This is a genomic window from Streptomyces sp. NBC_00038 (assembly GCF_026343635.1).
Taxonomy (GTDB): Bacteria; Actinomycetota; Actinomycetes; order Streptomycetales; family Streptomycetaceae; genus Streptomyces.
In genome coordinates this window covers 3608589-3633761 of the sequence record NZ_JAPELQ010000001.1, presented here as the reverse complement: position 1 = coordinate 3633761, position 25173 = coordinate 3608589, and the positions used below count along the sequence as shown (strand labels likewise).

Here is a 25173-nt window from a genome sequence, read left to right as displayed (position 1 = left end):
GGAGGGAGAAGGGTGGGAGGGGCCGGGTGCGGTGACTCCCGGCCCCGGGGCGGGACTTGGGAGTTACCAGCGAGGGACGGCCGGCGTGACCCAGTCGGGGTCCGCGATCCGCATCGCCGCCGCGTCGTCGCGGTCGTGCAGGCTGCCGTCGTCGTCGAGCCAGCGCTGGTGCAGGAACCGCAGCTTGTCGCGGTCGAGTTCGATGCCGAGGCCGGGGGCGTCGGAGACCTCGACCGAGCCGTTCTCGAAGGTGAGGCGCTCGGTGAGTACGTCCTCGGACTGCCAGGGGTAGTGGGAGTCGCAGGCGTGGTGGAGGTCGGGGACCGTCGAGGCGACGTGGGTCATCGCGGCGAGTGAGATGCCGAGGTGGGTGTTGGAGTGCATGGACACGCCCACGCCGAACGTGCGGCAGACGGCGGCCAGTTCACGTGTGTTGCGCAGTCCGCCCCAGTAGTGGTGGTCGGACAGGACGACCTGTACGGCCCCCTTGGTGAAGGCCTCCTGGATCTCCGCGAAGGTCGTCACGCACATGTTGGTGGCGAGCGGGACCGAGGTGCGGGAGGCGACCTCCGCCATGGCGGGCGTGCCGAGTGCCGGGTCCTCCAGGTATTCGAGTACGTCACCCAGTTCCTCGGCGACCTTCAGCGAAGTCTCCACGGACCAGGCGCCGTTGGGGTCGAGGCGCAGGGGGTGCCCGGGGAACGCCTCGGCGAGTGCACGTACGGCGGCGATCTCCTCCTCGGGCGGGAAGACACCGCCCTTGAGCTTGAACGAGGTGAACCCGTACCGCTCGGTGAACTTCCGCGCCTGCTCGACGACTCCGGCCGGATCGACGGCGGCGCCCCAGTCGTCCTTCTCGCTCTCGACGCCCGCGGGGTGCTCGGCCCACTTGTAGAAGAGGTACCCGCTGTACTCCACCGCGTCCCGCACCTTGCCGCCGAGCAGCGCGTGCACGGGCAAGCCGAGTGCCTTGCCGAGCGCGTCCAGACAGGCCACCTCGAAGCCGGAGACCACGGACAGGCGCAGCTTGTCGGCGGTCTGCACGCCGCGCAGTCCGCCGACGTCGACCTGGTTGTCGACCCGGCCCTGGTCGACGGACACCTCGTCGGCGACGGTGAACAGGCCGTTGAGGTCGGAGACTTGGCGGCCGAGGAGTTTGTCGGCGAAGGGGCGGGCGAGTTCCAGGTACTTGCTGTCGCCGTACGTCTCGCCGACGCCCGTCACACCGTCCGCCGTGACGACCTCCACGATCAGCCGGGGGGTGTACGGCTGGTGCACGCCCTGGGTGTTGAGCAGCGGCGGGTCGGCCACCAGGATCGGGGTCAGCCTGACTTCGGTGATGGTCAGATCGCGGGTCACAGAGCGGCTCCTACGGAGGCGGAGGCGGAGGTGGGGACGAGGGCGAGTCCGGCGGTGAGCAGGTTCTCCAGGTCGGCGAGGTCTGCCGGCGACGGGTCGGTGAGCGGGGCGCGGACGGGGCCCACGGGACGGCCGCGCAGCCGGGCGGCGGCCTTCACGAGCGACACGGCGTATCCGGGCCGCCGGTCGCGGAGTTCGACGAAGGGGATGTAGAAGTCGCGCAGCAGTCGGTCCATCGCGGCGTCGTCACCACGCCGGTGCGCCGCGAAGAAGGCGTCGGCGATCTCGGGCGCGAAGGCGTGCACGGCCGACGAGTACGCGGGGACGCCGACCGTGGCGTACGCGCGGGCCTGGATCTCCGCCGTGGCGGCCCCGTTGAAGAACAGGAACCCCTCGGGCGCGGCCAGGGTGAGCCGTTGCAGGCGGTCGAGGTCGCTGTGGCCGTCCTTGAGTCCGATGACGCCGGGGATGCGGGCGACGTGCCTCAACGACTCGGCGCTGAAGGCGACTTGGCCGCGCTGGTAGACGATGAGCGGCAGTCGCGTCCGTACGGCGATCTGCTCCACCTGCGCGACGAGCCCCTCCTGCGGCGCGGCGACGAGATAGTGCGGCAGCACCAGCAGGGCGTCGGCGCCGGCCTCCTCCGCGATCCGCGCGAACCGGGCGGCCTGGGCCCATCCGTACCCGATTCCCGCGACGACTGGTACGCGTCCCGCCGCCTCCTCGACCGTAGCGGCGACGACCTTGCGGTACTCGTCCTCGTCGAGTGAGAAGAACTCGCCGGTGCCGCAGGCCGGGAAGACCGCGCCGGGGCCGGCGGCGATCTGCGCGGCCACATGTGTACGGAAGCCGTCGAGGTCGAGGGAGCCGTCGCGGTGGAAGCTGGTGAGCGGGAACGACAGCACGCCGTGTGCCATCCCTTCGCGCAGCCGCTCCACGACGGCCTTCCTGTGCGTGTCCGCGGTCATCCCTGCCATCATCTCCGTATGTAGATGTCGTCTACGTATGAAGATGGAGATTAGATACGCGAACGAGAGACGTCAATGGTCCCGGCCGTCACGCTTACGATCTGCACATGCCGGAACCCACTGACGAGCGCGGAGTGCGCGAGGTGAAGTCCGCCGCGCGCACGGTCGAACTGCTGGAACTGCTCGCCGCGCGGGGCGACCGTCCGGCACGCCTCCAGGAACTCGCGGACGCGCTCGGGGTGCCCCGCAGCTCGATGTACGCACTGCTCCAGACCCTGATCAGCCGGGGCTGGGTGCGCACCGACGTCACGGGTTCGCTGTACGGCATCGGCATCCACGCACTCCTCACAGGCACCAGCTACCTGGACTCGGACCCCCGCGTGCGCGCCGTACGCCCCTACCTCGACGAGGCCTCGCAGGCGCTCGGCGAGACGATCCACATGGGGCGCCTGGACGGCACGGACGTGGCCTACCTCGCGACCCGCGAATCGCACGAGTACCTGCGCACCATCAGCCGGGTCGGCCGCCGGCTCCCCGCCCACGTGGGCGCCCTGGGCAAGGCCCTGCTGGCCGAACGCCCCGACGAGGACCTGCCCGAGGGCCCGTACGCCGCCGCCACCCCGCACACCCACACCCACCGCGACGCCCTCGCGGCGGACCTGGCACGCACCCGCGCCCGCGGCTACTCCGTCGACCGCGAAGAGGGCGTCCTCGGCATCGTCGGCTTCGGCTTCGCCCTGCGGTACGACGTCCCCGCCCAGGACGCCGTCAGCTGCTCGGTCCCGGTGGTCCGGCTGACCCCCGCCCACGAGGACCGGATCATCACGGTCATGCGCGAGATCCGGGCCAAGATCGAGGCGGCGGCCCCAGGAGCGGCGGGAGCCCCGCACTGGCGCTGAGGCCGCACGCCGACGGTCCAGGTCACAGTGACGCGTCGGACGCGCCGACGGTCCAGGTCACAGTGACGCGTCGGACGCGTCGACGGTCCAGGTCACGGTGAAAAGCCCTACGGACTTGTCAGTGCAGGGTCGTACTCTTGGAATCGCAAGGCTGCCCCCGTGGCAAGCGTGCCGATCGAGGAGGAAAAGCAGGCCTCAGAGCCGGCCCATGACTCAGACACCCACAGCACAGACCCCCGCACAGGGGCAGGCAAGAGCGCACTTCACGGTCCCCGCGAAGCACCCCATGGTCACCGTGCTGGGATCCGGCGACGCCCTCCTGCGCGTGATCGAGAAGGCCTTCCCGGCGGCCGACATCCATGTCCGGGGCAATGAGATCAGCGCCGTGGGCGACGCCGGTGAAGTCGCCCTCGTCCAGCGCCTGTTCGACGAGATGATGCTGGTGCTCCGCACCGGGCAGCCGATGACGGAGGACGCCGTGGAACGCTCGATCGCGATGCTCAGAGCGAGCGAGAACGGAGAGGGTGACGGCGAGGAGACCCCGGCCGAGGTCCTCACGCAGAACATCCTGTCCTCGCGAGGCCGCACCATCCGCCCCAAGACGCTCAACCAGAAGCGGTACGTCGACGCCATCGACAAGAACACCATCGTCTTCGGCATCGGACCCGCGGGCACCGGCAAGACGTACCTCGCCATGGCGAAGGCCGTCCAGGCGCTCCAGGCCAAGCAGGTCAGCCGGATCATCCTCACCCGCCCTGCGGTCGAGGCGGGCGAACGCCTCGGATTCCTCCCGGGCACCCTCTACGACAAGATCGACCCCTACCTGCGGCCGCTGTACGACGCGCTGCACGACATGCTCGACCCCGACTCGATTCCGCGGCTGATGGCGGCGGGCACGATCGAGGTCGCGCCGCTCGCCTACATGCGCGGAAGAGCGCAGCCGATCTTCACCAACGTGCTGACGCCTGACGGCTGGCGCCCGATCGGCGACCTCCAGGTCGGTGACCTGGTCATCGGCTCCAACGGCGAGCCGACCCCGGTACTCGGCGTCTACCCACAGGGCGAGAAGGACATCTACCGCGTCACGGCCCAGGACGGCTCCTGGACTTTGTGCTGCGGCGAGCACCTCTGGACCGTGCGGACGGCTGCGGACAAGCGTCGCGACAAGCCGTGGCGGGTCTTGGAGACCAAGGAGATGATCGGCAACCTTCGTGCGGCGCACGCGCGGCGCTACGAACTGCCGATGCTCACCGCCCCGGTCAGTTTCCCGGAGCGCGAGGTCCCCATGGATCCCTACGCGCTGGGGCTCCTCCTCGGCGATGGATGCCTCACAGGCTCCACCACGCCGGCCTTCGCGACGGAGGACCCGGAACTTGCCCAGGCGCTGGAAGCCGCGCTCCCGGGTGTCGCTGTGCGGCACCGAGCGGGGCCCGACTACGTCCTCAACCGGATCAAGAGCCCCGGTGACGTGGTCACTCTGGAGAATCCGGTCACCGGGATCCTGCGAGAGCTGGACCTGCTGCGTACTCGATCGCACTCCAAGTTCGTGCCGGACGACTACCTGCAGAACTCCGCCGAAGTACGGCTGGCCGTCCTTCAGGGTCTTCTCGACTCCGACGGCGGCCCGGTCACTCAGGCGGACCGCACATGCCGCATCCAGTACACGACGACGTCGGTCCTGCTCCGCGACGACGTGATTTCCCTCGTGCAGTCGCTGGGCGGAGTGGCGTACACCCGTCGGCGGGCAGCTGAGGGCCGCAAGCCGGGTCTCGCCAAGGGACGGGAGGTCCGGTACCGATACGACGCCCACGTCGTCGACATCCGCCTCCCCGAAGGCATCGAGCCCTTCCGCCTCGCCCGCAAGCGCGACAAGTACTTCGCGGCTGGAGGTGGCGGACGCCCGATGCGCTTCATCGACAGCATCGAGCCCGCGGGTCGCGAAGAAGCAGTCTGCATCCAGGTCGCCGCCGAGGATTCGCTGTACGTCACGCAGGACTACCTGTTGACGCACAACACCCTCAACGACGCCTTCATCATCCTGGACGAGGCCCAGAACACGAGCCCCGAGCAGATGAAGATGTTCCTGACCCGGCTCGGCTTCGAGTCGCAGATCGTGATCACGGGTGACGTGACGCAGGTCGACCTGCCGAGCGGGACGAAGTCGGGGCTGCGGCAGGTCCAGGACATCCTGGAGGGTGTCCCGGACGTGCACTTCTCGCGGCTCACGTCGAGCGATGTCGTACGGCACAAGCTGGTCGGCCGTATCGTCGACGCGTACGAGAAGTACGACAGCGAGCACGGCACCGAGAACGGCTCCCACAAGGGCCGCGGGCATAAAGGGCCGTAACCCTTAAAAGCAGGAGACCAGCACAGCCATGTCGATCGACGTCAACAACGAGTCCGGAACCGAGGTCGACGAGCAGGCGATCCTCGACATCGCCCGCTACGCGCTCGCGCGGATGCGTATCCACCCGCTCTCCGAGCTCTCGGTGATCGTCGTGGACGCCGACGCCATGGAGCAGCTGCACATCCAGTGGATGGACCTGCCGGGGCCGACGGACGTCATGTCGTTCCCCATGGACGAGCTGCGGCCGCCGTCGAAGGACGACGACGAGCCGCCGCAGGGGCTGCTCGGCGACATCGTGCTCTGCCCGGAGGTCGCCGACCGGCAGGGCAAGGAAGCCGAGACGCAGCACTCCATGGACGAGGAGCTCCAGCTCCTGACCGTCCACGGAGTGCTGCATCTGCTCGGTTACGACCACGAGGAGCCCGACGAGAAGGCCGAGATGTTCGGTCTTCAGGCGGCCATCGTGGACGGCTGGCGCGCGGACAAGGGCATGACGGGTCCCTCACCGGCCCCGACCGTGTCATGAGTCCGCAACTCGTCGCCGGCGCCGTCCTGTTGGTCGTCGTCGCGTGGCTCGCCGCCTGCGCGGAGGCGGGCCTCGCGCGCGTCTCCAGCTTCCGGGCGGAGGAGGCCGTACGGTCCGGCCGGCGCGGCAGCGCGAAGCTCGCCCGGGTCGCCGCCGACCCGACCCGCTATCTGAACGTCGCGCTGCTGGTGCGGGTGGCCTGCGAGATGGCCGCCTCCGCGCTCGTCACGTACGCATGCCTGCAGGAGTTCGACGCGACCTGGGAGGCCCTCGCGGTCGCCATCGGCGTCATGGTCCTCGTCTCGTACGTCGCGGTCGGCGTCTCGCCGCGCACCATCGGCCGCCAGCACCCGCTCAACACGGCGACGGCGGCGGCGTACGTGCTGCTTCCACTGGCCCGGATCATGGGCCCGATCCCGCCGCTCCTCATCCTCATCGGCAACGCGCTCACGCCCGGCAAGGGCTTCCGCCGCGGCCCCTTCGCCTCCGAGGCCGAGCTGCGCGCCCTGGTCGACCTCGCCGAGAAGGAGTCCCTCATCGAGGACGAGGAGCGCCGCATGGTGCACTCCGTCTTCGAGCTGGGCGACACCCTCGTACGGGAAGTGATGGTGCCGCGAACCGACCTCGTCGTCATCGAGCGGTACAAGACCATCCGGCAGGCGCTCACCCTGGCGCTCCGGTCCGGCTTCTCGCGCATTCCCGTCACCGGGGAGAGCGAGGACGACATCGTCGGGGTCGTCTACCTGAAGGACCTGGCCCGCAAGACGCACATCAGCCGCGACGCCGAGTCCGAGCTGGTGTCGACGGCGATGCGGCCCGCCACCTTCGTGCCCGACACCAAGAACGCGGGCGATCTGCTGCGCGAGATGCAGCAGGAGCGCAACCACGTCGCCGTCGTCATCGACGAGTACGGCGGCACGGCCGGCATCGTCACCATCGAGGACATCCTCGAGGAGATCGTCGGCGAGATCACCGACGAGTACGACCGTGAGCTGCCGCCGGTCCAGGAGCTCGGCGACGAACGCTACCGCGTCACCGCCCGCCTCGACATCGGCGACCTCGGCGAGCTGTACGGCTTCGAGGCGTACGACGACGAGGACGTCGAGACGGTCGGCGGGCTGCTCGCGAAGGCGCTCGGACGCGTTCCGATCGCCGGGGCGTCCTCGGTGGTCGAACTGCCCGACGGGCGGGAACTGCGCCTGACGGCGGAGGCCGCGGCCGGACGCCGGAACAAGATCGTCACGGTGCTCGTGGAGCCGGTTGCCACGGCCGGTCCCGCCGAGGAGGAGAAACCGGAGTGACCCCGACCGAGCTGCGCGCCTTCTGCCTGTCCTTCAACGCGACGGTCGAGGACTTCCCCTTCAACCCGGACACCTCGGTCTTCAAGGTCCTTGGCAAGCTCTTCGCGCTGACCCACCTCGGCGCGCGGCCACTGACGGTCAATCTGAAATGCGACCCGGACGACGCCGTACGGCTGCGCGGGGAGTACCCGGGCCTGATCATCCCCGGCTACCACATGAACAAGCGGCACTGGAACACCGTGACCGTCGACGGCGAACTCCCGGACCGCCTGGTCCGGGAGCTCGTCGAGGACTCGTACGACCTCGTGGTCGCCGGTCTACCGAAGGCCGACCGCCTCCGCCTCGACCGCCCCTGACGTCCCCGGGCGGCCGCTCCGGCGCAGCCCCGCCGCGACCAGCACCGCCGCCACCAGCAGGATCGCCGCGTCCAGGGACAGCACCGTGTGGACTCCGGACAGGAGGTCGGTGGACGTGGTGGCCAGGATGCCGAGCAGCGGGATGCCGATGGTCAGGCCGACCTGCTGGGTGGAGGTCACCAGGCCCGTGGCCAGGCCCTGTTCCTCATTGGGGACGCCCGAGGTGACGGTCAGACCGTACGAGATGATCGCGCCGAGATGGCACATGCTGGCCAGCGAGACCGCGGCGGTCGCCAGCCAGACCGACCAGCCGCCCTCGCCGAGGCCGAGCAGCGCGGCGGTCAGGACACCCTGGCCCGCCAGCGAGCCGACCAGAGTGCGGCGGGCTCCGAAACGGCCGATGACCTTCGGGGCGTTCACTCCGGCGACGGCCGACATGACGCCCTGCACGCCGAAGACCAGGCCCGTCTCGAACGCGGAGAGGTCCAGGGTCTCCTGGAGGTACAGGGTCAGCACGAAGACCACCGTCGACATCATCGAGAAGGTCACCAGACCGCCCAGGTTGCCCCACGCCACCGTGCGGCGACGCAGCATCGGCAGACTCACCAGGGGAGCTTCGGTGCGCGACTCGACGTACACGAAGGCGGCGAGCAGCGCGACACCCGCGACGAGGGTCGTGATCACGTCGGCGCCGCCGAAGCCGCGCTCGGCCGCCGTCGACAGCGAGTAGATCAGGGCCAGCAGACCGCCGGTGACCGTGACCGCACCCGGGATGTCCAGGCGCGGGCGGTCCGGCGTGCGGGACTCGGGGAGCAGGCCGGGCGCCAGCGGCAGCACGATCAGTGCGAAGACCGCGAGCAGGCCCATCGTGGAACGCCAGCTCAGTACGTCGGTCAGGACGCCGCCCGCCACCATGCCGACCGTGAAGCCGAGGGACAGGAGCGTGCCGGAGATGCCCAGCGCACGGTCGCGCGCCGGGCCCTCCGGGAACGTCGTCGTCAGCAGCGACATGCCCGTCGGCACGATCGCCGCCGCACCAAGACCCTGCAGTGCCCGCGCCGTCAGGAACGACGCCGGATCCCAGGCGAAGGTCGCCAGCAGCGAGGCCGCGCCGAACAGGGCCAGGCCGGTCAGGAACAGCCTGCGGCGCCCGTAGAGGTCGCCGATACGGCCGAACAGGAGCAGGAATCCGCCCGACGGCAGCGCGAAGGCGGTCACCGCCCACTGCAGGGCGGACTGGCTCATACCCAGGTCCCTGCCGAGCACGGGCAGCGCCACGTTCAGGACGGAGAAGTCGAGCGCGACCATGAACTGGGCCGCGCAGAGCACGAAGAGGACGAGCTTGTCGCGGGTGGACAGACGGGTGTCGAGGCGGCTCTGCTGCGGGTCTTTTACGGGACTTGACGTTGTGTCGGTCGGCATGTGCAAGAGCTTGCTGGGGCCGGAACAACCGTGGGGAGCGGGAACTTATGCTGGTGGTCGCACCACCAGTCGCCAGTAGGGGGGAGACGTACGTGGCTGAAGACGTGGCGCTCAAGACGCACCGGCTGCGGGAGTTGCGGGAGTTGCGGGAGTTCCTGATGAGCCGCCGTGCGCGGGTCACTCCTGCCGAGGCGGGGTTGCCGGACGGCGGGGCCCGGCGCCGCACGCCGGGGCTGCGGCGTGAGGAGGTCGCCGTGCTCGCGGGGGTGGGCGCGTCCTGGTACCAGTGGCTGGAGCAGGGGCGGGACATCTCCGTCTCGCCGCAAGTCCTCGACGCGGTGTCCCGGGTGCTGCGGCTGAGCAACGCCGAGCGACGGCATCTGTACGTACTCGCCGGGTTGAATCCGCCGGCGCCCGAAGTCGCGCCCGAGGTGCGGGACATGTGCGACGGGCTGCGGCGTCTTATCGACACGTGGATGCCGTATCCGGCGCACATCATGGACCAGTACTACAACTGCGTGATGTACAACGACGCCGCCACCATGGTCCTCGGGATGCGTCCCGAGAACTCGCAGAACTGCATCGTCGACTTCTTCAACGACCCGCTCTACCGGGGGCGTTCCCGGACCTGGGAGCGCAACGCGCAGACGGTGGTCGCCCAGTTCCGTGCCTCCTGTGCCGCCGCCCCCGACGACGAGGGCTTCCAGGAGCTGCTGGCCCGGTTGAAGGCGGGCAGTACGGAGTTCACCGAGCTGTGGGAGCGGCGGGACATCCAGGACGCGGGGCAGATCGTCAAGGAGCTCGACCATCCGCTGGTCGGGGTGCTGGCCGTCGAGTCCACCGCGATGAAGGTGCCCGCGCGGCCCGATCTCACCGTCGTGCTGCATACGCCGTTGCCGGAGGCGAACACCGCGGCGAAGCTGGAGTGGCTGGCTTCGCCTGAGGGGCGGCGGGGGTCCATGTACCCGGTGGCGGGTTAGGGGCCCGGGGGCCGGGGTCCGGTGGCCGGGTGTACGAAAGTCCTGGCCGGTGGGGTGGATAAGCTCGGGGCATGACCGAGAACTCCGCCCTCGATCCCGAGGACCGCAAGATCGTCACCCTGGCTCGTTCGGCTCGGGCCCGTAATGGTGTGCCCGAGGGGGCGGCCGTGCGGGACGAGACGGGCCGTACGTATGTCGCCGGGACCGTGGATCTGCCGTCGTTGCGGCTCAGTGCGCTGCAGACGGCTGTGGCCATGGCTGTGGCTTCGGGGGCGAAGTCGTTGGAGGCGGCGGCGGTGGTGACGGAGGCGGAGGTCGCTGCCGTGGAGGATCTTGCGGCTGTACGGGATCTCGGCGGGGCGGGGACGCCGGTGCTGGTCGCCGGGCCCGACGGGGCCGTGCGTGTGAGGGTTGCTGCGGGCTGAGTTTTTCGCCCCCTCCGCCCCTACCCGTCCCGTTTCTGGGGGCTCCGCCCCCAGACCCCCGTTCGCCCGAAGGGCTCGTCCTCAAACGCCGGACGGGCTGAAAGATGCCCGGCGTCGGGCTGGATCAGCCCCTCCGGCTAGGGGCGAAAAAGAGACTTACCCGGGGTAACCTTCGGCCACTTTTGTTGATCCATGGAGGAATCTATCGGCATCGCTTGCGTTGGCGAGCCGCTCGCGCATCAATGGGAACCGCAAGTTCCGACGGACCGTCAGATGCACCGCCGCGTGGCGTCCCGCACCACGTTCGTGGGCGGTCCGCGTACACATCACTCCGCACCCTCACCGGCGTACCGGTGACGCGTCCGTGTGCCCGGCACACGACGGCTCCGTCCCTCCATCCCCACATGGCAATTCCCGTACAAGGGAAGGGAATCCGATGAGAAGCAAGCGACTCGGGAGTGCCGCGGCGTTAGCCGCCGGCACCCTCGCCGCGACCGGGCTGGCCTTCGCGCCGACCGCCGCGGCCGTCACCCCACTGACGGCCACCATCACCGCGACCTGCAGCATCGTCGGCGACGGTGAGGCCACCCTCACGGCCACGCAGACCGGCACGGCCGCGACCATCACCGTCACCTCCACCGCGATCACGACCCCGATAGCCCTGGGCCAGGACTCGGTCACCTCCACCCTGACCCTGGTGAAGGCGAGCGGCGGCACCACCGTCTTCAGCGGCACGAAGAACCCCGCCATCCCGGCGGGCGGCGGGGTCTCGGTCGGCCCCCTGGACGGCACTGTCGCCCCCGGTGACAGCCTGGAGGCCTTCGGCGGCTCCCTGCAGTTGGTGGTCCTCGGGATCCCCATCACCTGCAACGCGAACGCGCCGCAGTCCCCGGGGCCGTTCGTGTTCGAGTAAGCCCCAGCGCGCGTAGTGCGCGCAGTACGCGAGGACCGGTGCCGCCCGCGCGCAGCGGCGCCGGTCCTCGTACTCGTACTGACGCGTGTCCAACTGGCCTTCTGTCGCGCACTGTTGGTGATACCTACGAAATCTGATGGTCCATCAGCTGGCGTGGCCGGATTCCATTGACTTTTCACACTACCCGCACATCAATGGCCCCCTGTCGGCGCAGAAGAGCCGCTGCGCCCGCATCCCTCAGGAGGGGGCAACCATGTCAATCATGGGTTCCACCGCTCGAAGACGCCGCTGGGCGGCGCTCCTCGGGGTGACCGCTCTCGCGGTCACCGCCACAGGCGCGCTGGCCGGTCCGGCCGGGGCGGCCACGAACGTGGACTTCCCCACGCACTGCATCCCGCCGGAGATCGCGGGCATCCCGCCGATCGACGGCACCACCACCGCGGTCATCACGGTGGACAACGCCAGTCCCACGGTCGGCGACACCGTCACCGTGAAGTACGAGGTGGTCAAGCCCGCCGCGAACAACCCCACGGCCATCAGCCTGCCGGCCGACATCATGACGCCCACCGGCAAGGTCACCCTGGGCGGCGCCCAGACCGGGAGCGTCACCGTCGCGGGACCGAAGAAGAACGACCCGGTGGCGGGCAACGCCGCCTTCCCGGGGTTCACCATGACCGGCACCTTCACGGTCACCAGTCCGGGTGCCATCACACTCTCGCCCGGTGACTACAACATCCACACCAGCTACATCCTGGAGCTGGACACCCCCTGTACGGTCACCAATGCGCCCGCGCCGGTCTCCGAGACGATCACCGCGGAGGACACTCCTCAGCCCAACACCCGTGCAATTCAGCTGGGTTCGGCCTCCGGCAACCCCGGTGACAGCGTGACCGTCACCGGCAGCAACTTCACCCCGGGTGCGACCGTCACGCTCGCCGGACGGTCGGGTGCCACTCAGACAGCGGACTCCGCAACCGTGACCGCGACCGCGGCGGGCGCCATCAGCGGTGCGCTCACCGTCAACGACAAGACGACGACCGGTGTCGTGGCGTACGAGGGAAGCAGCTGGAGCAGCGACCTGGGCGCGGGCCCGGCGACGTACACCGTCATCGACAACACGCCGGTCCCGCCGAACAGCCAGAAGCTCAACACCACGGTGACCGCAGGGTCGTTGTCGATGTCCCAGGACGGGGACACCGTCGACCTCTCGGCCGTCGAGTTCGGTGAGGGCGGTCCGTCGACGGGCGCCCTGAACACGGTGACCGTCCAGGACTTCCGCGGCGGACCCGCGGGCTGGTCCCTGACCGGCAAGGTCACCGACTTCACCGGCCCCGGCGCCAAGATCGACGCCGGTCAGCTGAGTTGGACCCCGGCATGCGCCACCAAGGCCGGGAGCCTGAGCACCTGCCAGGCCGGTTCGCCCGGCACGGTGGGCGGTTCGGGAGCGACACTGGCGTCCGCCCCCAACGGCACGGTCACCGGTGGCGAGTTCACCGCTGACGCCCAACTGTCGCTGAACGTACCGGCGTTCACCCCGCCGGGTTCGTACTCCGGCGTTCTCACGCTGACGCTCAGCTGATCGGTCCGTTCGCACCTCGTGGCCGGGCGCGCACCCGCCCGTCCACCTCGTCCGTGGGGGTCCGCACCCATGCGCAAGCTGTACGCCCTCCTCCTGTGCCTGTTCCTGGCCTCACAGGCCACACCCTCTTACGCCGCCGACAACGGCAGCTGGTCCGTCTTCCCCGTCTCGACGAAGCTCGCCGCGCGGCCGTACTTCTATCTCTCCGCCGACCCCGGCACGACCCTCGAGGACAAGGTCACGGTCGCCAACAAGACCGGCGCGCCGCTGACCTTCCGGCTGTACGCGGCCGACGCGTACAACACCGTGCGCGACGGCGGGTTCGCCGTGCGCACCGTCAAGGAGAAGCAGCGGGGGGTCGGGGCGTGGGCGCGTCCCGCGCGCTCCCGGGTGACGGTTCCCGCGCACGGCTCGGTCACCGTGCCGTTCACCATCCGGGTGCCGGAGAAGGCCGAACCCGGGGACCACCCAGGGGCGTTGGTCGCGCTCGACGAGCGGATCGATGCCGGCGGCGGAGCGGTCGCGATGGGAGTGCAGCGGGCGGTCGCCGCCCGGATCTACCTGCGGGTCGGCGGCCCGACGATGCCCGCCATCTCGGTCGAGAAGGTCCGCATCACCCACCACCAGCCCCTCGTGCCCGGCCTGGGCGACAGCACCGCCACCATCTCGTACACCCTGCGCAACACGGGCAACGTGACGTTGAACCCGAAGGTCCAGTTGAAGGCCGAGGGCCTCTTCGGCCGTACGCTGCTCTCGCGGGGGCTGACCAAGATTCCCTCGGAGCTGTTGCCCGGGCAGCGGGTCCGGCTGAGCGAGCCTTGGCGGGGTGCGCCCCAGCTGGACTGGGGCGAGGTCACGCTCACGGCTTCGGCTCAGGACACCCGCGAGTCGGCGAGCGCTTCGTTCTTCGCGCTGCCGTGGCTGGTGGCGGCGGTGCTGGGGGCGGGGCTCGTCGGGGCCCTGGTGGTGATCAGAGCGCGGCGGGGCGGCAACTGGCCGTGGACGCCCGGAGAACGTCAACGCCGCGCATGGCCATGGGAGTTCAGAGCGCGTCGGGGCCGCGCTCGCCCGTCCGTACCCGCACCACCGTCTCCACCGGAACCGCCCACACCTTCCCGTCGCCGATCTTCCCCGTCTGGGCGGCCCTGACGATCGCGTCGATGACCGCGTCCGAGTCGAGGTCGTCGACGACGACCTCGATACGGACCTTGGGGACGAGGTCGACCTGGTACTCGGCGCCGCGGTACACCTCGGTGTGGCCGCGCTGGCGGCCGTAGCCACTGGCCTCGGTCACGGTCAGACCGTGCACGCCGAGCTCCTGGAGCGCCGTCTTGACCTCGTCGAGGCGGTACGGCTTCACGATCGCGGTGATGAGCTTCATGCCTGGCTCTTGACCTTCTGGGCGGAGGGGACGACGGACGAGCTGACCGGGGCACCGTGGCCCAGGACGCCGTGATCGTATGCCGTCTCGGCGTGCACCGTAAGGTCCAGGCCGGTCTGCTCCTGCTCCTCGTCCGCGCGCAGGCCGATGACCCGGTCGATCAGCTTCCCGATGCCGTACGTGACGACGAAGGCGTACGCCCCCACGGCCACGACGGCGACCAGCTGCCTGCCGAGCTGCCCGAGCCCACCGCCGTACAGCAGACCCTCCGCGCCGCCCGTCATCGACTCCGTCGCGAAGACACCGATGAGGACCGTGCCGATGACACCGCCGACCAGGTGGACGCCGACTACGTCCAGCGAGTCGTCGTAGTTCAGCTTGAACTTCCAGCTCACGGCGTACGAGCAGACGAGCCCGGCGGCGAGACCGATCACCAGCGCGCCCAGCAGGGAGACCGAACCGCAGGACGGGGTGATGGCCACCAGGCCCGCGACCGCGCCGGACGCCGCGCCCAGCGTGGTGGGGTGGCCGTCGCGCCGCTGCTCCACGAAGAGCCAGCCGAGCAGGCCCGTGCAGCCGGCGGTGAGGGTGTTGAGGAAGGCGGCGGCGGCCAGGCCGTTGGCGCCGAGGGCCGAGCCCGCGTTGAAGCCGAACCAGCCGAACCAGAGCAGACCGGCGCCGAGCATCACCATCGGCAGGTTGTGCGGACGCATCGCGTCCTTCTTGAAGCCGAGGCGCGGGCCCAGGACCAGGCAGAGGGCCAGACCGGAGGCGCCCGAGGTGACCTCGACCGGCAGGCCGCCCGCGAAGTCGAGCGCGCCCAGGCTGTCGAGGATCCAGCCGCCGGGGCCCCACACCCAGTGGGCGACGGGAACGTATACGAGCAGCGCCCACAGCGGTACGAAGACCAGCCACGCGCCGAACTTGGCGCGGTCCGCGATCGCGCCGCTGATCAGCGCCGCCGTGATGATCGCGAAGGTCAGCTGGAAGGTGGCGAAGAGGATCGTGGGGACCGTGCCCTGCACGCTGTCCGGGCCGATGCCCGCCATGCCCGCGTGCTTCAGTCCGCCGATCAGCCCGCCGAAGGCGTCGTCGCCGAACGCGAGCGAGTAGCCGGCGGCCAGCCACACCACGGTGACCAGCGCGATCGACACGAAACTCATCATGAGCATGTTGAGGACGCTCTTCGTGCGGACCATGCCGCCGTAGAACAGGGCCAGGCCCGGGGTCATCAGCAGCACGAGCGCCGTGGCGGCGAGCAGCCAGGCGGTGTCGCCGGTGTCGATGTGGGGGGCGGCCAGGGGCGCGGCCAGGATCACGGTGTCTCCAACGGGGTGGGGGCGTCGTCCGAGGGTCACGGGCCCGCGTTTCCGGTTGTGCACACGCGCGTTTCGGTCGTGTTTCGTGTTGCGTGGGGGTTTCCGGAACCTCACCGTGATGACCGTCGCCGCGGCCCGATCGCCGCCGCTTCCGGTCGCCGTGCGGCAGGGCTCCGATGATCAGGGACAATGGGCGCCATGAGCGTTCGTACCCAGTCATCCGAGCCGTCCGAGGCCAACCACCGCGCCGGCTTCGCCTGCTTCGTGGGCCGCCCCAACGCGGGCAAGTCCACCCTCACGAATGCTCTGGTCGGCCAGAAGGTCGCGATCACCGCGGACCAGCCGCAGACCACGCGGCACACCGTGCGGGGGATCGTGCACCGGCCCGACGCCCAGCTGATCCTGGTGGACACCCCCGGGCTCCACAAGCCGCGCACGCTGCTCGGCCAGCGGCTGAACGACATCGTGCGGACCACCTGGGCCGAGGTCGACGTCATCGGCTTCTGCCTGCCCGCGAACGAGAAGCTCGGTCCCGGTGACCGGTTCATCGCGAAGGAACTGGCGTCCATCAAGAAGACGCCGAAGATCGCGATCGTCACGAAGACCGACCTGGTCGACAGCAAGACGCTCGCCGAGCAGCTCATCGCGATTCATCAGCTCGGTATGGAGCTCGGGTTCGAGTGGGCGGAGATCGTGCCGGTGTCGGCGGTCGGGGACGAGCAGGTGGACCTGCTTGCCGATCTGATCGTGCCGCTCCTTCCGGAGGGGCCCGCGCTGTACCCGGAGGGTGACCTCACCGACGAGCCCGAGCAGGTCATGGTCGCGGAGCTGATCCGTGAGGCCGCGCTCGAAGGTGTGCGGGACGAGCTGCCGCACTCCATCGCCGTCGTCGTCGAGGAGATGCTCCCCCGCGAGGACCGGCCCGCCGACAAGCCGCTCCTCGACATCCACGCGTTCGTCTACATCGAGCGGCCCAGCCAGAAGGGCATCATCATCGGCCCCAAGGGCAAGCGCCTGAAGGAAGTCGGCATCAAGTCCCGCAAGCAGATCGAAGCGCTGCTGGGCACGCCGGTCTTCCTCGACCTCCATGTGAAGGTCGCCAAGGACTGGCAGCGGGATCCTCGGCAGTTGCGGAAGCTGGGGTTCTGAGGGGAGTTTTTTCGCCCCCTCCGCCCCTACCCGTCCCGTTCCTGGGGGCTGCCGCCCCCAGAGCCCCGCTAAAGATTTTCAGCCCCTCCGGCGTTTGAGGAGCGGGGGTTTGGGGGCGGAGCCCCCAAGTGACGGGAATGGGTAGGGGCGGAGGGGGCGAAAAAACTCAGCCCTGGCCGACGCTCGGCGACAGGTCCTGCAGGCCCACCACCCGCAGCAGTTGGAGTCGTTCGTGGGACTCCGTGCCGGGGCGGGCCGTGTGGACGATCAGGAACTGGTCGTGGTCGGAGCTGAGCAGGATCTCGCAGTCGAGTTCGAGCAGGCCGACGGTCGGATGCCGGAAGCGCTTCGTGGAGGCGCGCCGCACGGCGACCTCGTGGGCGTCCCACAGTTCCGCGAACTCCCCACTGACCGCACGGAGTTCGGCCACCAGCCGAGCCGGCCGCGGATCCTCGGGCCGCGCCGCGGTGACGGCCCGCAGGTTGGCGACATGTGCGCGGGCCAGCTCCGCATGGTCCTCGGCCGGGAAGAGGGCACGGGCCCCCGGTTCGGTGAAGAAGCGACGCACCATGTTGCGGTCGCCGGCCGCATCGCCGACGAGGGCAGCCGCCATCGCGTTCTGGGCGAGCACGTCCCCGTAGTCCGTCGCGATCATCGCGGGCGCGTCGTACAGCCGGTCGAGGATCAGCAGCAGCCCCGGCCGTACATGCGCGGACGCGCTCTCGGACCGCGGCGGCTCCTCACCCACCAGGTGGAAGAGATGGTCCCGCTCGTCCCCGCTGAGCCGCAGCGCCCGCGCCAGCGCACCCAGCATCTGCCGTGACGGGCGAGGCCCCCGCGACTGCTCAAGGCGTGTGTAGTAGTCCACGGACATCCCCGCGAGCGCCGCCACCTCCTCCCGCCGCAGGCCCGGCGTGCGGCGCCGGGCGCCCGCCGTGAGCCCCACGTCGGAGGGGTCGAGACGGGCGCGGCCGCGGCGCAGGAAGTCGGCGAGTTCGGCTCGGTTCACCCCTCCAGCGTGGCCGAAGGCGCCCGTCTTATCCAGGGAGTGCTGATCCCCTGATCGAGAGGTCTCTCCCGCCGCGCACCGCCGCGTCCCAGGCTGGCGGCAGGAGAGAGGAGCACATGATGCTGACACTGGTGACGGGTACGACGGGTGAGGTCGGGCGCCGTTTCGTCCCGCGGCTGCTGGCGCAGACGCAGCCCGGCGAGCAGGTACGGGTCCTGGTCCGCGACGAGTCGAAGGCGTCCCGGTTCGCCGACCTGGGCGCGCAGGTCGCGGTCGGGGACCTGAGGGACTCCGACACGCTGGGGAAGGCGCTCGCCCCAGCCGACGCGGTGGTGAACATCGCGGCCTCCTTCCGCGGCGTACCGGACGACGAGGCGCGGGCGGTCAACCGCGACGCGGCGCTGGAACTGGGACGCGCGGCCGTCGCTTCAGGCGTACGCAGGTTCGTGCAGGTCAGCACGAACCTCGTGTACGGCGCGGGGCGGGGCCGCCCGCACACCGAGTCCGACCCCTACGTACCCGGCGGCCGCCTGTGGGGCGCGTACCCGGAGGCGAAGCTCGAGGCCGAGCGCGGGCTGCTGGCCATGGCGGATCTCGACGTACGCGTCGGGCGGCTCTCCTTCGTCTACGGCGAAGGGGACCCGCACATCGCCCAGTCGATGCGGTGGGCGGCGCACTGGGCCGCGACCCAGCGCCTACAGATGGTCCACCACGCGGATGTGGCCCAGGGGCTGCTGCGTCTGCTGTACGCCCCGGGCGCCGACGGCCGCGTGTACAACATCGCCGACGACGCGCCGGTGACGACGGTCGAGCTGCACCAGCTCAACGGCCTGGAGGTCCCCAAGGACCTGCACGACCGCCCGGACGACGACCCGTGGCACGGCATCGTCTCCACCCGCCGTATCCGCCGCGAGCTGGGCTTCCGCCCGCTGTACCCCTCGGTCTGGACGGCGGCGGACGTGGGCGCGCTCTAGCTAGTCCACGCCCCTGATCCGCCCCACCAGCAGGGCCCCGGCCAGTCCGATCACCGCCGCCACCAGGTACAGCACCCGGTACCCGCCCAGATAGGTGACGATCGGTGCCGCGAGGACCGGGGCGGCGACCTGGGGGAGTGCGTTGGCCACGTTGATCACTCCCAGGTCCTTGCCGCGGTCCATCGCCTTCGGCAGGACGTCCGTCATCAGCGCGAAGTCGACCGACGTGAAGACGCCGAAGCCGATGCCGAGGACGGCCGCCGCGACGATGGCGCCCGGCCAGGTCTGCCAGCCGGCGAGGGCGGCCGTGGCGACCGCCATCAGGACACCCGACCAGATCACGAAGGGCTTGCGGCGGCCCACCCGGTCCGACCAGACGCCGCCGACCACGACCGTGGCGAGGAGGGTGACGCCGTTGACCGCGGTCAGGATCAGGACGCCCTGTTCCGGGTCGTCGTAGTGCAGGCGGTCCCGCAGGTAATAGAGCAGATACAGCAGTACGAGCGCGTTGCTGAGGTTGATCAGGAAGCGGGTCAGCCACGCCCAGGCCAGGTCGGGGTGGCGGCGGGGGCTCAGCCAGAAGGAGTTGAGGAAGGGGCGCCAGGCGAACGCGGGGCGGTCCGACACGGGCAGGCGCAGGTCCTTGTGGCGCAGTACGTACGGCAGCACACCCACGAGCGTGAACACCGCGCACGCCGCGTATCCGCCGCCCACACCCCCGGCCAGCGTCGCAAGCCCCGTCCCGCCGACGACGCCAAGGATCTGGGCCGCCCCCAACCAGCCGCCCACAGAGCCCCGTTGGAGCCGCGGTACCCGGTCGGGCACGGCCGCGGTGACCGCGGCGAAGGCGGCGTTCAGTGTCAGCTGGACCAGGCACCAGCCGGCCGCCATCGTCCAGACGCCGCCCGCGCCCGCCAGGAGCAGCAGCGACAGCGCGCCGCCCGCCGCTCCGGCGACGATCCACGGCGTACGGCGGCCCCAGCGCGCGGTGGTCCGGTCGGACAGCGCGCCGAAGAGCGGGTTGGCGACCAGCGAGACGACCGCGCCCGCGCCCGTCACCCACGCCAGCATCGTCTCCTTGGACATGCCGGAGCCGGGCGCGAAGTCCTCCGCCTGGGAGGCGAGCAGGATCTGCAGAGGGCCGTACCAGCCCACCCAGATCGCCCCGTTGGCGAGCGAGAGCGACGCGGTCCAGCCCCGGCCGACCCGCTCGACGGGTTCGGCAAGCGCCGCCGCCGACGGCTCGCTCGCGTCGGTCGGGGGCGCCGTCATCTCTGAGCCCGAGAGTCCCGCAGGGCGTCCCGCAGCCACGCGTAGGACGCCTTCGGGGTCCGCTCCAGGGTTGTGTAGTCGACGTGGACGAGGCCGAAGCGGCGTGCGTACCCCTCCGCCCACTCGAAGTTGTCGAGGAGCGACCACACGAAGTAGCCGCGTACGTCGACGCCCGCCTCCAACGCCCGGTGCAGCGCCCGCACATGACCGTCGAGGAACGTGATCCGCTCTTGGTCGTCGATCCCCTCGTAACTGCAGCCGTTCTCGGTGATGACCACGGGCGGGAGTCGGTCGCCGTAGCGCTCGCGGAACCCGGTGAGCAGTTCCGTGAGCGCCTCGGGGACCACCGGCCAGCCGAAGTCAGTGACCGGGTAGCCCTCCAACTCGCGTACGGAGAAGGGGAGTTCGGCGGGCAGTGTCAGTCCGCTGAACTCGATCTCCGCGCCCTCGGGGGCGCCCACCTTGGTTGGCTGGTAGTAGTTGATCCCGTACCAGTCCAGCGGCTCCGAGATGATCTTCAGGTCCGACTCGATGTCGCCGGGGAGCAGGTCGGCGATGCCGTCCGGGTACTGGCCCAGGAGCAGCGGGTCCGCGAACAGGCGGTTGAGGAGCAGGTCGTAGAAGTCGGCGGCCTCCACGTCCTCCGTGCTCTCCGACGCCGCCCAGGTCGGCCCGTGCGAGTTGGCGATCCCGATGTCGGTGACGCCGGCCGCGCGCAGGGCCCGTACGGCCAGGCCGTGTGCAAGGAGCTGGTGGTGGGCCACCGGCAGGGCGTCGAACAACAGCTTCTTGCCGGGTGCGTGTGCGCCCAGCGCGTGGCCCAACAGGGTGTGTTCGGCGGGCTCGTTGAGGGTGATCCACTTGGTGACGCGGTCGCCGAGGCGGGCGGCGACGACGGCCGCGTACTCGGCGAAGCGTTCCGCCGTCGAGCGGTTCATCCAGTCGAGGTCGACCGGCAGGTCCCAGTGGAAGAGGGTCGGTACGGGGCGTACGCCCGCGGTGCACAGTTCGTCGACCAGGCGGTCGTAGAAGTCCAGGCCGCCGGGGGAGTTGACCCGGGGCCAGGAGATCGAGAAGCGGTAGGCGTCCACGCCGAGGTCGCGGAGGAGAGCCACGTCTTCGCGGTAGCGGTGGTAGTGGTCGCAGGCCACTTCGGCCGTGGAGCCGTCCTTCACGTTTCCCTGTTCGGCGGTGAAGGTGTCCCACACCGAGGGGGCGCGTTTGTCGGTGGCCCCCTCGATCTGGTGGGCCGATGTCGATACGCCCCAGAGGAAGTCGGGCGGGAACTGCGGGAGGGTCGTCGCCATGCGCGCGATCATCCGTACCGGGGGTAACGGAAGTCAACGGGGCGGTGTGAACTAGGAGTTACTTTCGGGGGCGCCTATGGGGAGGGGGGTGCGGTTGTTGGGCGACTGCGGGCCGTCGGGGGCTGGTCGCGCAGTTCCCCGCGCCCCTAAAAGACCTCCCCCGGGCCCTCGCCACCAAAGTGAGCGCCCCTCCGGAAAGCCCCCTCCCGAGCCCTCGCCGCCACGTGAGCGCCCAGAAAGTCCCCCCTTACGCCCCCTCCTTCAACACCCTCGAAATCAGGCTCCGTTGCTCCTCCGTCAGTCTCGGGTCCGCGGCGTACACCGTTTTGCCGTCGACCGTGATCTGGTAGCTGAAACCGTCGGGAACGCCTATGGGCGGCGTGCCCCGGCCGGCGGCGACCGCCTGCTCGGCCAGGGTGTGCCACTCGTGGGCATCGGGGCGTCCCGAGGTGTTCACCTCGGCGTGGCGCTCGATGCCCGCGAATCCGCCCGTGCGCCTTACCTGAATACGCATGGGTCCTGTCTAGTGCGAGTCGGGACGTGGGGCTAGGCGGTGGGTACCCCGACCTGTTCCCACGCCTTCAGCACGGCCTGCAGTTCCTCGCCGTCGTTGAAGCGGGTGCGTGCCGCGGTGATCGTGAGCTTGGCGAAGTCGGTGAACAGGGCCTGCTGGCCCAGTTCGCCGCCGGTGAGGACGTCGTACCAGATCTGTCCGGCCCGCTCCCAGGCGTTGCCGCCGAGGGCGGTGGCGGCGAGGTAGAAGGCGTGGTTGGGGATGCCGGAGTTGATGTGGACGCCGCCGTTGTCGCGACCGGTGTTCACGAAGTCGTCCATCGTCGCGGGCTGCGGGTCCTTGCCGAGCACGTCGTCGTCGTACGCCGTGCCCGGCTCCTTCATGGAGCGCAGCGCGGTGCCGGTGACGCGCGGGGCGAGCAGGCCCGCGCCGATCAGCCAGTCGGCCTCGGCGGCGGTCTGGCCGAGTGTGTACTGCTTGATCAGCGAGCCGAAGACGTCGGACATGGACTCGTTGAGGGCGCCGGACTGGCCGAAGTAGGTGAGGTTCGCGGTGTATTGGGTGACGCCGTGGGTCAGCTCGTGGCCGATGACGTCGACCGGGATGGTGAAGTCGAGGAAGATCTCGCCGTCACCGTCGCCGAACACCATCTGCTCGCCGTTCCAGAAGGCGTTGTTGTAGTTCGCGTCGAAGTGCACGGTGGCGTCGAGCGGCAGGCCCTCGCCGTTGATCGAGTTGCGCCGGTAGGCGTTCAGGTACAGCTCGAAGGTCGCGCCGAGGCCGGCGTACGCGCGGTTGACCGTGGCGTCCTTGCCGGGCTTGTCGGCCTCGCCGCGGACCTTCTTGCCGGGCAGGTCCTGGCGGTGCCGGGCGTCGTAGATCGTGCGGTGCGGCTTGTCCTCGGCGGCTTCCTTCGCCGGGGCCACGGTGGGCGCGCCGATGACCGTGGTCAAGCGGCGGTGGGTGCGTTCGAGGGCGTCGCGCTCCAGGGTGCGGCGGGCGGGCCCGGCGAGCGCGGGGTCCTCGGCCCTGGCCAGCTTGTCGAGGACATGGGGCGGCACGATGGTGCAGAAGACAGGCTCGAAGCCTGACGGATTGGCGGTCATGCCGGGCACATTTGCACTGAGTCATGACTCTGTCACTACCGGCAACCATGATTGGTGAAATGTGGCGATAAGGAACCCCCGGACCGGCCCTGAAGTGGTATGGCGCACTTTTCGTCCTATTTGTCGGGGCGGTCCCGCATACTGATACGAGCCCCCGCACCCGGCGCGGCTCGGCTAGCATGCGGAGCATCATGCGTTTCGGGCTGCTCCTCCTTAGCTGCCGCGGCGAGGGCCTGTAAGTCGAGGCCGACCCCCTCCCCGCGGAGTCTGGCGTTGCGCCGTCGGCCGTCCTTCCGGACACCTTCGAGGAGCCCCCGCATCATGGCGAACAGCCAGCGCAGCCAGAACCGCCAGCAGTCCACCTCCATGCCGGTCCACAAGTACCGCCCGTACGACCAGGTCGACATCCCCGACCGTACGTGGCCGGACAACCGGATCACCGTCGCCCCCCGCTGGCTCTCCACCGACCTGCGTGACGGCAACCAGGCCCTGATCGACCCCATGTCGCCCGCGCGCAAGCGCGAGATGTTCGACCTGCTGGTGAAGATGGGCTACAAGGAGATCGAGGTCGGCTTCCCGGCCTCCGGCCAGACCGACTTCGACTTCGTGCGCTCGATCATCGAGGAAGAGGGCGCGATCCCGGACGACGTCACGATCTCCGTACTGACCCAGGCCCGCGAGGACCTGATCGAGCGGACCGTGGAGTCCCTGGTCGGCGCCAACCGCGCCAACGTCCACCTCTACAACGCCACCGCCCCGGTCTTCCGCCGGGTCGTCTTCCGCGGCTCCAAGGACCAGATCAAGCAGATCGCCGTCGACGGCACGCGGCTGGTCATGGAGTACGCCGAGAAGCTGCTGGACGAGCGGACCACCTTCGGCTACCAGTACAGCCCCGAGATCTTCACCGACACCGAGCTGGACTTCGCCCTGGAGGTCTGCGAGGCCGTCATGGACGTCTGGCAGCCGGGCCCGGACCGCGAGATCATCCTCAACCTGCCCGCCACGGTGGAGCGTTCGACCCCCTCCACGCACGCGGACCGCTTCGAGTGGATGAGCCGAAACCTCTCCCGCCGCGAGTACGTGTGCGTCTCCGTCCACCCCCACAACGACCGCGGTACGGCCGTCGCGGCGGCCGAGCTGGCGCTGATGGCCGGCGCCGACCGCATCGAAGGCTGCCTGTTCGGACAGGGCGAGCGCACCGGCAACGTCGACCTGGTCACCCTGGGCATGAACCTGTTCTCCCAGGGCGTCGACCCGCAGATCGACTTCTCGAACATCGACGAGGTCCGCCGCACTGCCGAGTACTGCAACCAGATGGAGGTCCACGCACGCCACCCGTACGTCGGTGACCTCGTCTACACCTCCTTCTCCGGCTCCCACCAGGACGCCATCAAGAAGGGCTTCGACGCCATGGAGGCCGACGCGGCCGCCAAGGGCGTCACCGTCGACGACATCGAGTGGGCGGTCCCGTACCTGCCGATCGACCCGAAGGACGTCGGCCGCTCCTACGAGGCGGTCATCCGGGTCAACTCGCAGTCGGGCAAGGGCGGTATCGCGTACGTCCTGAAGAACGAGCACAAGCTGGACCTGCCGCGCCGGATGCAGATCGAGTTCTCGAAGATCATCCAGGCGAAGACGGACGCCGAGGGCGGCGAGGTCACCCCGAAGGACATCTGGTCGATCTTCCAGGACGAGTACCTGCCGATCTCCGGGAACCCGTGGGGCCGTATCCAGGTCCGCAACGGCCAGAGCACGACCGACCGCGACGGCATCGACACGCTCACCGTCGAGGCCGAGGTGGACGGCGTCGAGACCGTTCTGGTCGGCAGCGGCAACGGTCCGATCTCCGCCTTCTTCCAGGCGCTGCAGGGCATCGGCATCGACGCCCGGCTGCTCGACTACCAGGAGCACACGATGAGCGAGGGCGCCTCCGCGCAGGCCGCCTCGTACATCGAATGCGCCATCGGCGACAAGGTTCTGTGGGGAATCGGGATCGACGCGAATACGACACGTGCCTCGCTGAAGGCCGTGGTCTCCGCGGTCAACCGCGCGGCCCGCTGAACCCGT

23 protein-coding genes are annotated in these 25173 nt (G+C 69.9%); 13 read left to right on the top strand and 10 right to left on the bottom strand.

Translation table 11 applies throughout. The features are described from left to right. Positions 1-63: 63 nt before the first annotated feature. Positions 64-1359, bottom strand: coding sequence for a glucarate dehydratase family protein (locus OG219_RS16525; RefSeq protein ID WP_266827262.1), 1296 nt, complete (start codon positions 1357-1359; stop codon positions 64-66). Continuing rightward, entirely contained in the window at positions 1356-2327 is a 972-nt protein-coding gene (locus OG219_RS16520; protein ID WP_266827260.1) for a 5-dehydro-4-deoxyglucarate dehydratase, read from the bottom strand. The genes OG219_RS16525 and OG219_RS16520 overlap by 4 nt, the downstream gene beginning before the upstream one ends. Before the next feature lie 107 nt (positions 2328-2434). Between OG219_RS16520 and OG219_RS16515 the strand changes: the two genes are divergently transcribed. The 5 genes from OG219_RS16515 to OG219_RS16495 all read left to right on the top strand — a co-directional run bounded on the left by OG219_RS16515 (position 2435) and on the right by OG219_RS16495 (position 7756). Continuing rightward, positions 2435-3226, top strand: coding sequence for an IclR family transcriptional regulator (locus OG219_RS16515; protein ID WP_266827258.1), 792 nt, complete (start codon positions 2435-2437; stop codon positions 3224-3226). Between the two features lie 208 nt (positions 3227-3434). Beyond that, positions 3435-5573 (top strand): PhoH family protein, encoded by a 2139-nt coding sequence (locus tag OG219_RS16510; protein WP_266827256.1) that lies wholly within the window; start codon positions 3435-3437, stop codon positions 5571-5573. Positions 5574-5601: 28 nt separating this feature from the next. Continuing rightward, positions 5602-6099: an rRNA maturation RNase YbeY gene (gene ybeY / locus OG219_RS16505; protein WP_266827254.1), complete on the top strand. Its 498-nt coding sequence runs from the start codon at positions 5602-5604 to the stop codon at positions 6097-6099. Further along, on the top strand, positions 6096-7400 hold the full coding sequence (locus OG219_RS16500) for a hemolysin family protein (RefSeq protein WP_266827252.1): 1305 nt from the start codon (positions 6096-6098) through the stop codon (positions 7398-7400). Before ybeY ends, OG219_RS16500 begins: the two co-directional genes overlap by 4 nt. Further along, complete coding sequence (locus OG219_RS16495; RefSeq protein WP_266827250.1) at positions 7397-7756, top strand: MmcQ/YjbR family DNA-binding protein; 360 nt, start codon at positions 7397-7399, stop codon at positions 7754-7756. The genes OG219_RS16500 and OG219_RS16495 overlap by 4 nt, the downstream gene beginning before the upstream one ends. Here OG219_RS16495 and OG219_RS16490 read toward each other — a convergent pair. Next, positions 7718-9178 carry an MFS transporter gene (locus OG219_RS16490; protein WP_266827249.1) on the bottom strand — a complete coding sequence of 487 codons (1461 nt, stop codon included), beginning with the start codon at positions 9176-9178 and terminating at the stop codon, positions 7718-7720. The two genes, OG219_RS16495 and OG219_RS16490, sit on opposite strands and share 39 nt — an antisense overlap. Before the next feature lie 92 nt (positions 9179-9270). On the opposite strand from OG219_RS16490, the gene OG219_RS16485 reads away from it, so the two are divergent. From OG219_RS16485 to OG219_RS16465, 5 genes are all read left to right on the top strand, one after another. Continuing rightward, complete coding sequence (locus OG219_RS16485; protein ID WP_266827247.1) at positions 9271-10158, top strand: helix-turn-helix transcriptional regulator; 888 nt, start codon at positions 9271-9273, stop codon at positions 10156-10158. Positions 10159-10229: 71 nt separating this feature from the next. Continuing rightward, complete coding sequence (locus tag OG219_RS16480) at positions 10230-10583, top strand: cytidine deaminase (protein WP_266827245.1); 354 nt, start codon at positions 10230-10232, stop codon at positions 10581-10583. A gap of 436 nt (positions 10584-11019) precedes the next feature. Then, complete coding sequence (locus tag OG219_RS16475; protein WP_266827243.1) at positions 11020-11496, top strand: hypothetical protein; 477 nt, start codon at positions 11020-11022, stop codon at positions 11494-11496. Positions 11497-11758: 262 nt separating this feature from the next. Beyond that, the gene (locus tag OG219_RS16470; RefSeq protein ID WP_266827241.1) at positions 11759-13075 is read left to right on the top strand and encodes a beta-xylosidase; all 1317 of its coding nucleotides are present in this window, start codon (positions 11759-11761) and stop codon (positions 13073-13075) included. Positions 13076-13144: 69 nt separating this feature from the next. After that, the gene (locus OG219_RS16465; RefSeq protein ID WP_266827239.1) at positions 13145-14224 is read left to right on the top strand and encodes a DUF916 domain-containing protein; all 1080 of its coding nucleotides are present in this window, start codon (positions 13145-13147) and stop codon (positions 14222-14224) included. On the opposite strand, the gene OG219_RS16460 is transcribed toward OG219_RS16465, so the two are convergent. Further along, positions 14118-14456, bottom strand: coding sequence for a P-II family nitrogen regulator (locus OG219_RS16460; RefSeq protein WP_266827237.1), 339 nt, complete (start codon positions 14454-14456; stop codon positions 14118-14120). The two genes, OG219_RS16465 and OG219_RS16460, sit on opposite strands and share 107 nt — an antisense overlap. After that, entirely contained in the window at positions 14453-15775 is a 1323-nt protein-coding gene (locus OG219_RS16455; protein WP_323183348.1) for an ammonium transporter, read from the bottom strand. Before OG219_RS16455 ends, OG219_RS16460 begins: the two co-directional genes overlap by 4 nt. Positions 15776-15964: 189 nt before the next feature. On the opposite strand from OG219_RS16455, the gene era reads away from it, so the two are divergent. Continuing rightward, positions 15965-16924 carry a GTPase Era gene (gene era / locus OG219_RS16450; RefSeq protein WP_266827235.1) on the top strand — a complete coding sequence of 320 codons (960 nt, stop codon included), beginning with the start codon at positions 15965-15967 and terminating at the stop codon, positions 16922-16924. Positions 16925-17090: 166 nt separating this feature from the next. Here era and OG219_RS16445 read toward each other — a convergent pair whose 3' ends face one another. Continuing rightward, a complete protein-coding gene (locus OG219_RS16445) occupies positions 17091-17933 on the bottom strand; it encodes a helix-turn-helix transcriptional regulator (RefSeq protein WP_266827233.1) in 843 nt (280 codons plus the stop codon). A 119-nt stretch (positions 17934-18052) separates the two neighbouring features. Between OG219_RS16445 and OG219_RS16440 the strand changes: the two genes are divergently transcribed. Beyond that, complete coding sequence (locus OG219_RS16440; protein WP_266836114.1) at positions 18053-18907, top strand: NAD(P)-dependent oxidoreductase; 855 nt, start codon at positions 18053-18055, stop codon at positions 18905-18907. Here the strand turns inward: OG219_RS16440 and OG219_RS16435 are convergent, their stop codons facing one another. The 4 genes from OG219_RS16435 to OG219_RS16420 all read right to left on the bottom strand — a co-directional run bounded on the left by OG219_RS16435 (position 18908) and on the right by OG219_RS16420 (position 23106). Then, positions 18908-20179, bottom strand: a complete 1272-nt coding sequence (locus OG219_RS16435) for an MFS transporter (protein WP_266827231.1) — start codon at positions 20177-20179, stop codon at positions 18908-18910. It abuts the gene before it with no gap. After that, on the bottom strand, positions 20176-21498 hold the full coding sequence (locus tag OG219_RS16430) for a GH1 family beta-glucosidase (RefSeq protein ID WP_266827229.1): 1323 nt from the start codon (positions 21496-21498) through the stop codon (positions 20176-20178). The genes OG219_RS16435 and OG219_RS16430 overlap by 4 nt, the downstream gene beginning before the upstream one ends. 235 nt (positions 21499-21733) lie before the next feature. Then, on the bottom strand, positions 21734-22000 hold the full coding sequence (locus OG219_RS16425) for a protealysin inhibitor emfourin (RefSeq protein WP_266827227.1): 267 nt from the start codon (positions 21998-22000) through the stop codon (positions 21734-21736). A gap of 32 nt (positions 22001-22032) precedes the next feature. Continuing rightward, positions 22033-23106 (bottom strand): M4 family metallopeptidase, encoded by a 1074-nt coding sequence (locus tag OG219_RS16420; protein ID WP_266827225.1) that lies wholly within the window; start codon positions 23104-23106, stop codon positions 22033-22035. Positions 23107-23427: 321 nt separating this feature from the next. Here OG219_RS16420 and leuA point away from each other — a divergent pair, with 321 nt between their 5' ends. Further along, positions 23428-25167: a 2-isopropylmalate synthase gene (gene leuA / locus OG219_RS16415; RefSeq protein ID WP_266827223.1), complete on the top strand. Its 1740-nt coding sequence runs from the start codon at positions 23428-23430 to the stop codon at positions 25165-25167. The last annotated feature ends 6 nt before the right edge of the window (positions 25168-25173 follow it).